Here is an 11,127-nt window from a genome sequence, read left to right as displayed (position 1 = left end):
CAATTTTCAGTACCAAGGCGCGGATTCCACCGTACTCTCGGATGACGGGGCCAGCCCACAGAATGTTCGAGGGAGAGGTAGGGAATCTTCCGGCTTACCCCGTATTGATCCTGTTGGCGGGTTTTCCTGTCTGGTGGGCGCTGGGAGCAACACCCTTTATGCCCATCATGCTTGCCGCGCTCATGGCCCTCATCTTGTTCTGGAAACGCCATACGATTCTTGTACCGGGTATTCTTCCGTGGGCCGCCTTCCTCATATGGATATTCGGGGCAGGAATTTCGATCCGAGGTTCGGGGGCCATCATGGCCTACTCCCAACGCGTCGGGGAACTTGTGGCCGTCGGAATTTTCATGCTCTATGTGGTGAATGCCAGAAAATTCTTGCCCCGCCGCAAGCTGGTTTCCGGGTTATTGATCGTGTGGGCAACCGTCGTTATTTTGGGTTTTGCAGGAATGATGTTTCCCGAATTCAGGCTTCACACGCCCATCGGTGCCATACTGCCCGGTTCTTTAACTTCTAACGAGCTGGTTTCGGATCTGGTAAACCCTCCGCTGGCTGAGGTACAACAGCCGTGGGGTGCGCCCGAGCCCTATGTTCGACCATCAGCGCCTTTCCCCTACGCCAATAGTTGGGGTGTGGCCTTCATCGTTCTATCGCCAGTGGTCTTCTCGCGAATCGTTTCCGATCGTCGCTGGTGGATAAAAGTGGGACTCTTTATGGGTTTCGCGGCGTCTCTGATCCCTGCTCTCGCTACCAGCAACAGGGGAATGTTTATCGGTCTTGCGATATCCATCGGCTACGTCACGCTTCGGCTTCTACTTCGCAGAAAAGTCCTTCAAGTCGCGGGAATCTTGGGTGTTGTCCTCAGCGGTGCGTTCGTCCTGCTGGCGAGTGGAGCGATTTCTGAAATCCTCGGGCGTCAGGAATACAGTGACAGCACCGGAGGCAGACTTGCCCTGTACGAAGCAACGTTAAAGGAAGTCGCTAAGTCCCCTTTTCTCGGATTCGGCAGTCCCCGGCTGGAGGAAACTATCGGGGTTTCTCTCGGCACCCAAGGGTATGTGTGGATGCTGGCGTTCTGTTATGGGCTTGTGGGCCTTGGCCTTTTTTGCCTTTTTCTGGTTTCGTCGTGGCTGAGAACTATGAGGCATACAGGTACCGATACGCACTGGTTACATTCTGTGCCGCTCGCCGTCATGTGCACGATCCCCTTCTATAGTTACGCGACGATTCAACTCAGCTGCGTGGTCATCATCATCGCCCTGCTACTTCGAGAGCGTTATGTTGAAAGCTCGGATTCGTGATGGCTCGTTCCTCGATAACCACCAATCAAAAATCCACTGTCGCTTCGACAAGCGTGTACAGCTTCGCCTGTGTCATCGGTGGAGCCATCCTCGCATTCGGCACCACGTTGCTGGTCAGCAATATCGCCGGTGCAACGGTGTCGGGCCTGTTTTTTCAGGTCGTGGCCCTCTTCGCGGTCATGACCGTTGCCTGCGTTTTTGGTAGTGACACAGCCCTGGTCCGCTCAGTTTCTGCCGCGTTGGCGATTGAGGAGCATTCTTCCCTGTGGAAGTTACTGCGCTGGTCAGCAATTCCAGTGGCTGCACTTTCGAGCATGGTCGGCATCACCCTGTGGTGTCTTGCCCCGACCATAGGGCTGATCACCGACACGCCTCAACTCGCCGGCGCCATCCGGATCGCTGCCGTGACAGTTCCCGTGGCGGCGCTAATGACCGTCGCCTTCGGTTTCATCCGAGGAACCCACCGAATCATCTCTTTTGCGCTCCTGCAGAACGTCATCTTGTCGTTATTGCGGCTCCTCGCAGTGGCAGTTGCTTTGTGGGCGGGTGCCGCAGTGGCAAATCTTTCCGCGGCGTGGGCAACTCCCGTAGCAATTGTTGCGATATTGGCTTGGGTTTTGGTCTGGCGAGCGCTAAAGGTTATTCCTCGGAGTGCGCCCTCACCGACGCAGGGTATTGGCGCCGAGGCAGTCACCTTTCGCAGGTTCTGGGCGTTCGCTTCCGCCCGCGGATTCGCATCTCTGGTGGAGATCCTTCTGGAGTGGATTGATGTCATTGCGGTTGCCATTTTCCTCGGACCCACAGCTGCCGGGGTTTACGGAGTGGTCAACCGGTGCGTTCATTTGGGCTCAATGCTGGAACACACCGCCAGGATTGTCACAGGACCCATGCTCAGCGCATCGCTCACCACCGGTGATGCTGCAGCCACACGACGTATCTTTACGACCACAGCGAGAATCCTTCTGGTCACGGCTTGGCCGTTCTATCTAACGCTGATCGTTTTTGCGCCGGTTGTCTTGTCGTGGTTCGGCGAAGAGTTTGTTGCCGGAGCGCTTCCCCTATCAATCATCTCTACCGTGATGATGTTCGCCGTGTCCACCGGGGGTGTGCAGTCATTATTGTTGATGGGCGGCAAGAGTCATTGGCAGCTCATCAACAAGTGCTCGGCCCTTGTCGTCGCTGTTACGTTCAATCTCTGGCTAGTTCCTATGTGGGGTCTTATTGGTGCCGTCTCGGCTTGGTCTGCCGCTGTCGTCGTTGATTATGGTCTTGCTACGCTCGAAGTGGCTCGGGGACTCCGAATTCGCGTTGCGTGGGCCTCGATGCTCTGGCCAGCACTCATCTCAACAGTTCTTTTCGGGGGGTTCGCGCTGTTTGTTCGAATGCAGCTGGGCGCTACGCTCCCTGCCCTCGCTGTGTCCGTTGGTGTCGCAAGCATGTTGGCAGCGGGAATTGGCTGGAAAATGCGTCGTTATCTGGTTCAGGCGTAGTTCTTTGGTTCGGGTGCAGAGTGTGCCGATCACAGACCCCCTGCATTGCGATATTCCTGTTTCGAGTTGTCACCCAGTTCTACGGCTATTTTGCGCACGGTTCGTTCGCTGTGCGTCTTATCCTTCATCGGGATTGAGGCCGGAGAACTGGCCTTCCGAGAACTCCCCGGGGTTGGCGGAGACTTCAATCTCTTCGACAACGAGCGGGACAGAAAACTTATTTCCCGGGACGGTACTGCCATGGGCGAGTAAATGGTTCAGGGCAAGCATGGTCGGGTCAAATTCCAAACAGTGGACGTCCTCGGAATGAACTAGCGGCTCCAAGTTGTAGATGCTCCAGTCACGTGCGTCTGCCACAGTCATTTGACCATCGGCAGGGAATTCTGCACCGACGGATTGGCTGGCGGCCCCAGTACCGCCGTTCAAGCCAATGACGGAAGAAATCGTGTTATTGGCACGATACTTCACGGATTAATGGTGGCCCCACATCTGTCGAAGCCGGCTGATCATCGCATCATGTCGCTGATGGCTCTCAAGTGTGTCAAGCGCGGCAGCAAGTAGTCCGGCCGCATGCCCGGCATCTGCGTGTCGTGGGGGCGTCGAAAAATGATTCGGATCCGCCAAGATCAATTTCAGTAGTCTATCCATGTCATCAGCCGATTCAGCCAATAGAGCTTCCCCCTGGCTCGCCATAAATCTAGCGAAAGCAATCTGATGCCCATCAACGACTTCGTCGAGTTCTGGTCGTCGCGGAATTGCGATCGGGATTTTACCCATTTCCCTGACGTCCAAGATGGACCCCGGTCCTCCTTGCACTATTACCGCATCGGCTCCAGCGTACAAGTCCAGCAAGTCGGTCCGAGGCATTCGGTCAACCCCGTTTCCTTGACGAGGCTGTCTACTGGATCCATGCTGAATCAAACACCTCGGTTGCGTTTCTTGGGTTTCGAGCCAATCGTCGATCCAATCGACGGCCCGATCGAATCGATGGTGGTCAGTCCCGAGGGACACCACAATATTTTGATCGCCATTTTCCAGTTTCATAACACTGGTCCAATGTTCAGAGCATCTCGGTAGTATTTCTGCTGCTCCGCCCATTGCACACAGAATAGATCTGCCATGGGGTAGCAAATTCGACCACTCAATGTGGGCATCGTGATGCGATCAAAACACTCAATATAAACGGTCTTGATCCCAAGAAGTTTGGCAACTAGGAAGAATGGGACGGAGACCCCCGCTCCAATGGAGACCACAACGTCGGGGCGCTCGTGCCGTAGGGTCGGCCACGCTAAGAAGAGGTTCTTCACGGCGTTTTTTGCGTTTCTCGTCGTCGGATGATGTGCCCAGACAACAGTCTCGCCTTCCAAGGCAGCTTCGACTTCTGGCAGTCTGAAGGTTACCCAAACTCGTTCATGTTCTTGCCACCACGATTTGAGCGGCAGTAGTTGAGCCAGGTGACCGCCAGCTGATGTGACAAACAGGATTTTCATGTTTCTTTCCTTCCGGCGATGAGACGTTGCCCTGCGTCCAACTTCCGCTCAATTGATTTCAGCGGGTTGTTAACTGGCATGTCCTGTTGGCTTACTTTCGATTCAAACGGCGAAGGGTCCTTCAAATTTTGTGGTTCTGTACCGCTTGGCGTGGTTGTTGTTTGTGGTGTGTCGGTTGCTCTTCGCCGCGGACGTCCGTCGTAAAAAACTACGATGAGCCTCATATGGGGCAGATCCCGTGCTTGGCCAACAACGGCTATGACATCTTTTATGTTGGTCTTGTGATGTACGACCAGTACGAGGGATTCCAGGAAGCGCTCTGAGATACTGGCCAGTCTCGAACCGGCGACGAATTCGGCGAGTTCCATCAACACCAGGTCCCTTGAGCCCAATTCGATTCGATCGATCTCCAAAGGCCAACCCGCGTCGAGAGCTTGACCGTTTAGAACATCCTTATCGACCGTGCATGAATCGAGTCCATGGGCTTGTGCCATGTCACGGAGCTTTAAAACGAGCACGCTTGGATCCGCAGGCATCAAACCCAAGAATCCTGCGGGCCTACCTGGACGTTGGTTGGGCTCGTAGGACCGTGTCAGGAACCTGAGGATCCAGCGCAAAGATTCCTCTTCGTCATCCTGGTTGAGGGTATAGACCGTTGCGCCAGTAGCAGCAACGAGGCGATCCGCAAAGCGGACTTTACGGTCCCATCGATCACGCAGGAGAGACAAGGCCAGACCTAATAGGAGCCCCCCGACAAGCCCGCCAACTAAGAAAATCTTGGTGTCTAGGGAAGACTTTTCTGTTGGCGGAATGGCCAATCCGATGACTTGACCTGGCGAGAGCGCAACTAGCTTCAAGGTCGTTCGCTGGGCCCGGAGATCCCAAAGCTGCTGCCGCTCCTGTGAATCTGCGTTGGCTTTGTTCTCGATTTCCTTTATTTGCCCGTCCAGATCGGCGATAAAGGCGTCGGCGATCTCTTTGGCCCCATCCGCCCGAAAAATCAGATAGGCACTTGCCAAGGCATTTGCTCGCGCCGCAGCCTTTTCCGCGGTGTCAGCCGAAACTGTAACTTCAAGAATCTGGGACCCCTGAGGTGCAGCGACCTCCGAATGGCGCATCAGTTCTTCGGGCCCAATATCGTGACCAAGCGTCCTAATTGCCAAGGTTGCGACTTGCGACGACCCAAGGATCGCGCGCTCTGTGGTGATGTTGATTTGTTGGTTCACGGCTGCCGAGGAAAATGGGCTCGTCGTAATGGGCGAAACTGTCAAAGTGGCAACCGCAGAATATTCTGCGGGTATCAACTGCGCGCCAGCGGCCGAAAGAGCCACCGTGACCGCTACCGTCACCAGTAGCGTTCTCCACCGCCGCCGAAGCTGACGAAATAGGTCATTTACCCGTAAGAAATCGCTCCGCCCCCCATTAGCCATGTTGCTCTCCTTCGCTCTTTTCGAGGATCAGCGTGTATCTTCGTGCATTCGCTTTATCGGGTAGCAAACACCCTGAACGCCCAAAAGATTCGAACCGTTCCTACAATTCACATAACTTGCATTAGTTTTAGATTGATAAAATTTTCAAACATTAATACGTTTACATTGAAGCTTTTCAGCTCTAAGTCCCCAATGGTCGAGACGTAGCCGATAGCGCGTCTAGGGCATTTCTCAGTCCGGTTGATGATGTGTGAACGGTATAGGGGAAATATTCGACAGCCACCCCTACCTCCCCGAATCGCCGCTCCAGTTCAAGACCACGAGCGGTGCCGTACCAGTCATCCCCTTTAAAGAAGACGTTGAATCCAACCTCGCGCCAGGTATCCAAGCGATCGGGCCACATATCAGCAATGGCCGAATCAACAAATTCGATGCTGGATACAATTTCGAGCCGTTCTTCGAGCGGAACAATCGGCCGTTTGCCCTTGGTCGCTTCGCAAATTTCGTCGGAGACCACGCCCGCAATCAGGAAATCACACCTACTCTTGGCCATACGTAGAATATTGAGGTGACCGACGTGGAAAAGGTCAAAAGCTCCCGCCGCATAGCCTATGCGAATCATATTTCTCGTACTCCCTCATTAAAATTCTCGAGTTCGCTTCGATCGTCGATTCCAAGCTTCGAATAAATGCGATAGAGGTGTCCCTCCACAGTTCGCCGTGAGAGCGTCAGCTTGCGGGCGATTTCCTGATTGCTTATTCCTCGAGCAACCAGAGCAGCGATTTCATGTTCGCGTTCGGTCAATCTCCCCAAATCAATCGCCTCTCTAATTTCCGGCAATAGTTGCGAGCCGAGAAGGTCCCGTAGTGCCATCAATCTCCGTACTAAACGCCCCTTGGACCGTGGCTGATCCACCATATCGGGGTGACGAACTGCTCTCGCGAGAGCATAAATCGCCCACTCAATCTGACCGAGTCTGGCTGCTTCGTCACCCGCTTCGGTCAGCGACCTAACGAATGAGCTATTCCATTCCCGGCTGACGACGTCAGCAGCCGAATACCACGGGCCGTCGGGCCAATCGATTTCCTCCACTCGTAGGTCTTCATCAAGACGCAGCAGAAGAACGGAGGCCTCGGCGGCAAGCACATAATCACCGCGCCCTTGATGCAGGCTGGCAAAATGCCGAAGTTCGATGCGGCTTGATGCCAAAGGATCTTGGTAACTGTCCGCCGCCAAAGCATAGAGCGAAGCCAAGGAGGCCAGAAAACCGCGGTCGGGCCCGGTGGTTGACGTATTCTTCGAGCCAAATTCATCATTCTGACAGTCGATCCAACGACTAATAGACTCCGCAACTAACTGAATGCCAGACTCCCGAACTGTCTTCCTGGCCATCACTGAGTTGAAGGCAATTTTCGCGTCAGAGAGCCGTCCAGATCGCAAGTCCAAAAGGCCAATCACCAAGTCAAGTTCCGCTGCCAGAACGGGCTGCATAAGGTCCATCTCCGACAGGCAAGCGGCCACAGCGCGACGCACCTCAACTTCGTGTCCAGCCAATGCCCAAGAAACCGCTCGGATCACTTGCCACCGAAGTGACTGGTCTAGGGGTTCACAGCCTGTGCTTGTTGCAGCAAGTTCCGTACGTAGACGTTCCCCGAGTTTCACGTGCTCCCCCGGAACCGGATCTCCCGCCGCATTCAAGATGATGAGCACGTCTTTCACCAAATCTCCGGACTTGTACCTCTGCCAGGCTTGAACAAGTCGCAAAGTAGAACCGAGGGTGTCCGATTCTCTAGCCGTGATACGCGCTATTTCTTGGGCTAGAAACTCCCCACTGCTGCTGTCCTCCACTAGGGCATTAGCGGCATAAAGTAAGGCGGCCTCGGCAATTTCTGGTTTGTCTGCTGACGAGATTAGGTACTCCGTCCATGCCCGGACGCGGAGGTGGTCCCCTTGTTGGGCAAGCGCACCGAGTATCCGAAGCCCTGCTTCCGAATCGACTTCCCAAGGGTGAACCTCATCGTCACGGTTTGTGCCATTACCTGCCAAATCTTCAGCATCTGGGCCCAATGATTTACCGACCAACGACAGTTTCGAAGAAAGCGCATACCCCAACAGCTCCGAGCTGAGATGGAGGAATCCCTCGCGAATGGTGACCATTCCCGAGTCAATGAGGCGGGTCACCGAAACTCCGCCGCTTTTTTCCACGTCGCCTATTAAGCAAGTGCCGTGAAGAGCCAGGAACCTCAACGCATCCTTCTCCTCTGGCCTGAAGCGTTCTAACACTCCGATAGTCCATTGCTCAACTTCTCCACCCGGATTGATCTTTGTGGGACCCAGCGCCCACACATTTCCATGGCGCGCGAGTGAGTGGTTGCGAACTTGATCATTCAGATAGGCGACAGCCAACGCGGGGATCCCGCCGGAGAGCCGCGTGAGCACATCAAAGGTAATTTCCGTGGCAGCTCCGTCGAGAATTTCCTTGGCGACGGAAACCATCTCATCGACATTCTTGGGCGAAATTTTTCTGATTCCGAATAGCTCAGATTCAAACAAAGACTCCACACCTGCGCGGGATTTCACTCCCGCCGTCAAAGTCAAGACCAAAGTTGCCTGTCCAGCAAGAGCAATCTGATGGAGGACGAAACAACTTGCTTCATCGAGCTGTTGGGACTCCTCAACGATGACAACCGGTCGGGGTAAGCGCCCCGTAGAACTACGCGGCGGCTTGATGTTTTCCAAATATTGCTGAAACTGTTGCACCACGTCAAAGACTTCCGCCTCAACTATGGAATGACCGAGCAAAGGCACAAAAGCCGTGTATGGCTCATGCGATGCATCTGCCAGGGATCGAATGAGCACGACGGCGTGATCCACACCCAACGATCGCGCCAGATGGCCAATTACATAAGACTTCCCGGAACCAGGTCCCCCGACTATAAAGATGCCCGCTTTTGTCGGGTCTTGAAGCAAAGTCAACAGTGACGGATCCACTGCCCCAGGTGCCTGCACTTGGCCGTTCATGAGTTCACCAGAACTGGGACTCTAGGTTCTACGGCTCCGACCATGGTCTTGAGGTCGGCCCGACCGTGGAGGCTTAGCTTCGAGTAGATTTGGTAGAGGTGCCCCTCCACGGTTCGTACCGATACACCTTCAAGCGACGCAACTTGGGCGTTTGACAGCCCCTTGGCCACTAAATCAAGGACCCGATTCTCCTTGTGCGTAAGTGCTGCCGCCCAATAGTCATGACGCCCTTCGAAGCTCTCTGGCGCCGTCAAATCGAGGCCCAAGGAGAGCTGTTCCCGGGACAGCCTTTGCATCTTCCCGGAGAGAATCCGCTTCGAGCGTTGCCCCAACCGGGCAACCACGGCGTTGCTTCTGCATCGGACAACATGTGCCATCCCGCCCACAGCGACGGAGAGCAACGCCTCGACAATATCGGTTTCATCCTCACTTTTCAGCGCCACCGTGAGATCCGCCAAGGCCAGTGTCAGGGCCGATTTACCAATCCCATCCTCATCTGGCGCCACATCAGCAACGTACTTCTGCTGCGTCAATTGCAGCGCCAAATCGACCCTGCCGCTGAAGGCTGGTATGGCGGAGAACAGCTTCAGTTGCTCTTCAATCTGCGAAACGTCTGTCTGGGCACCACTGTTGCCCAGCAAATTAACGGTCAGCAGTAAGTAATAGTTTCGAATCATCTCCGCGCAGAATGGTGCCGGTGGTCCGCCACCATTCGCTGCCATGCAAAGACCTTCGCTTTTGAGCATGTCACCAAGTTGGGCAGAGACGTAGGCCAGGAGCGCTTGTGTCGAGGCACGTAAGGGAGTTTCAAGATACGTCGACTGTACGAAAATCGGCTCGATCAACTCCCGTGCAATGTCCCACGCGCCGGCGTTGGTGGCCATCACTGCCAACATGAAATGTGCTTCTTCCAACGAACGTGTATCCGCGTATGGAGCATCCACCATCCGCAAGGCCACTACCTGAGCGCGTTGCCAGTCTCCGCGTGCAAAGTGGGCGGTGAGCATGGCGCGATCAAATCTTCGCAGCCTATCGTGGCTGGGATTTTTTGCTCCACCGAGGATCGCACCATCGAGGCGTTCGTACCGCCTTTCAATGGCCGAGGCCAGAACGGAAAAATGTTCTTCATCGTTGCTGAAAGCAGCCACCTGAGCTACTAACGAGGCTGCCTCCAGCCACTCCACGTCGTTGATCCATGGACCATTTTCTAGAGTGGACGAACCGACACTGAAAATACTGCACGAATTTTTTGCTTCGGTGAGCAATCCGTCTTCGAGAGCCAGAGCAATAGACAGGATTTCCAGTTGCCCCAGCAGCCACGAGTCCGCATCGTGTTTGCTAATCTCTGCGCCATTTCGCATCAGGCTATTGATGTTCACTTGAAGACGCTGTCGAATGATGGCGCGCTCGAGAGGAAGTTCGATCTTGTGGACCTGATTGATAAACCGGGCAACATCACTTGGGTTGCTGGGAGCAGCTGAATGCAGCGAATCTAGACTTGAACTCGCTTCAACGCTCGACCATTCCAAACTCGAACTCACGGTGTCTTTGACGGCCGATTCTGCGACGCCCTGAAGCACGGGCGCAATCACAAAGACCCCTTGGTTTTCGATAAGGGACCCGGATTGCTGCATCGATATCATCGCTTGATGAAGCTTGCCCAGAGCGCCATGGGACAGCTCCCAGAGCAGTAAGACCGCAGCCGGGGATACTTTTACGCTCAGCCACCGTTGAAGAATTTTCCCTGATTCGGCAAGTCCGACGGGGCTAAGGTCGATCGAAGCGTACGTCCCGTTGGCTAGTTGGCTTGCGGTTTCAGGATCAAGTGGGTGGTGGTTTTCACATAAAACAACCACACGAGCCCCACCTCGGCTGGCCAGACGCATGATAGCCGTGCGCGAGTATGGATCGAGAAGATCGGGGCGCAAGACTTGAATGACGCGCGAACCACTGGCTGATTCCTGTTCAATCCATTCGTTCAGGGCACTACAGACGTGCGAAACGGAAGAATCAGGGTTCAAACCAAATTTCGAGAGCAGAAACATCAAGGCTCCCCAGCGGATATTTTTTGCATATCCGGTGCCAACCACGTTCATTACGGTTGACCAGCCGAGGGATTCCAATGCGGATTGGATGACCTCCGTGTGTCCGGCACCAGCACAACCTCGGAGCACAACTCCACGGTTTGCCCGCAGGGCAGAAGCCAAGTCCTCAACTGCGCCGGAAAAGGTGTCCGATCCACCCCGTACATAAGCGTATGACGATGCAGAAAAACCAACGATTGCATTCACGTAGTGCCCCCAGTAATGCATTTACTTCGTGATACCACCCCCACGGATGGCCGAAGTCTCGACTAACGCATTGTCAGAATCCTTGGACGGATTGCCTCCGT

The 11,127-nt window shown here is 54.6% G+C and carries 9 protein-coding genes; 2 read left to right on the top strand and 7 right to left on the bottom strand.

Annotation, left to right across the window (positions count from 1 at the left end; translation table 11 throughout):
- The first annotated feature begins 62 nt into the window (after positions 1–62).
- The gene (locus tag HED64_RS12210) at positions 63–1,304 is read left to right on the top strand and encodes an O-antigen ligase family protein (protein WP_168152265.1); all 1,242 of its coding nucleotides are present in this window, start codon (positions 63–65) and stop codon (positions 1,302–1,304) included.
- Positions 1,304–2,794 carry an oligosaccharide flippase family protein gene (locus tag HED64_RS12205; protein WP_245325967.1) on the top strand — a complete coding sequence of 497 codons (1,491 nt, stop codon included), beginning with the start codon at positions 1,304–1,306 and terminating at the stop codon, positions 2,792–2,794. The genes HED64_RS12210 and HED64_RS12205 overlap by 1 nt, the downstream gene beginning before the upstream one ends.
- A 117-nt stretch (positions 2,795–2,911) precedes the next feature.
- Here the strand turns inward: HED64_RS12205 and HED64_RS12200 are convergent, their stop codons facing one another.
- From HED64_RS12200 to HED64_RS20195, 7 genes are all read right to left on the bottom strand, one after another.
- On the bottom strand, positions 2,912–3,262 hold the full coding sequence (locus HED64_RS12200; RefSeq protein WP_168152263.1) for a hypothetical protein: 351 nt from the start codon (positions 3,260–3,262) through the stop codon (positions 2,912–2,914).
- A gap of 3 nt (positions 3,263–3,265) precedes the next feature.
- A complete protein-coding gene (locus HED64_RS20275) occupies positions 3,266–3,838 on the bottom strand; it encodes a glycosyltransferase (RefSeq protein WP_168152262.1) in 573 nt (190 codons plus the stop codon).
- On the bottom strand, positions 3,835–4,284 hold the full coding sequence (gene pssD / locus HED64_RS12190) for a PssD/Cps14F family polysaccharide biosynthesis glycosyltransferase (protein ID WP_168152261.1): 450 nt from the start codon (positions 4,282–4,284) through the stop codon (positions 3,835–3,837). The genes HED64_RS20275 and pssD overlap by 4 nt, the downstream gene beginning before the upstream one ends.
- Positions 4,281–5,714 carry a Wzz/FepE/Etk N-terminal domain-containing protein gene (locus HED64_RS12185; protein ID WP_342590718.1) on the bottom strand — a complete coding sequence of 478 codons (1,434 nt, stop codon included), beginning with the start codon at positions 5,712–5,714 and terminating at the stop codon, positions 4,281–4,283. Before HED64_RS12185 ends, pssD begins: the two co-directional genes overlap by 4 nt.
- Before the next feature lie 181 nt (positions 5,715–5,895).
- On the bottom strand, positions 5,896–6,336 hold the full coding sequence (locus HED64_RS12180; protein ID WP_168152259.1) for an FAD synthase family protein: 441 nt from the start codon (positions 6,334–6,336) through the stop codon (positions 5,896–5,898).
- Positions 6,333–8,735 carry a LuxR C-terminal-related transcriptional regulator gene (locus HED64_RS12175; protein WP_168152258.1) on the bottom strand — a complete coding sequence of 801 codons (2,403 nt, stop codon included), beginning with the start codon at positions 8,733–8,735 and terminating at the stop codon, positions 6,333–6,335. The genes HED64_RS12180 and HED64_RS12175 overlap by 4 nt, the downstream gene beginning before the upstream one ends.
- Positions 8,732–11,026, bottom strand: coding sequence for a helix-turn-helix transcriptional regulator (locus tag HED64_RS20195; protein WP_210149618.1), 2,295 nt, complete (start codon positions 11,024–11,026; stop codon positions 8,732–8,734). The genes HED64_RS12175 and HED64_RS20195 overlap by 4 nt, the downstream gene beginning before the upstream one ends.
- Positions 11,027–11,127 lie beyond the last annotated feature (101 nt).

Origin of the sequence: Paeniglutamicibacter terrestris (assembly GCF_012271785.1) — a bacterium.
In the GTDB taxonomy this organism is placed as follows: domain Bacteria; phylum Actinomycetota; class Actinomycetes; order Actinomycetales; family Micrococcaceae; genus Paeniglutamicibacter; species Paeniglutamicibacter terrestris.
The sequence above is the reverse complement of the archived record's forward strand: the minus strand, read 5'-3'. Positions and strand labels throughout refer to the sequence as shown.

What these genes read in the sequence shown, in the direction of transcription:
- HED64_RS12210 (WP_168152265.1), top strand. Translation starts at nt 63, where the DNA reads ATGTTCGAGGGAGAGGTAGGGAATCTTCCGGCTTACCCCGTATTGATC.
- HED64_RS12205 (WP_245325967.1), top strand. Translation starts at nt 1,304, where the DNA reads ATGGCTCGTTCCTCGATAACCACCAATCAAAAATCCACTGTCGCTTCG.
- HED64_RS20275 (WP_168152262.1), bottom strand. Translation starts at nt 3,838, where the DNA reads ATGAAACTGGAAAATGGCGATCAAAATATTGTGGTGTCCCTCGGGACT.
- pssD (WP_168152261.1), bottom strand. Translation starts at nt 4,284, where the DNA reads ATGAAAATCCTGTTTGTCACATCAGCTGGCGGTCACCTGGCTCAACTA.
- HED64_RS12185 (WP_342590718.1), bottom strand. Translation starts at nt 5,714, where the DNA reads ATGGCTAATGGGGGGCGGAGCGATTTCTTACGGGTAAATGACCTATTT.
- HED64_RS12180 (WP_168152259.1), bottom strand. Translation starts at nt 6,336, where the DNA reads ATGATTCGCATAGGCTATGCGGCGGGAGCTTTTGACCTTTTCCACGTC.
- HED64_RS12175 (WP_168152258.1), bottom strand. Translation starts at nt 8,735, where the DNA reads ATGAACGGCCAAGTGCAGGCACCTGGGGCAGTGGATCCGTCACTGTTG.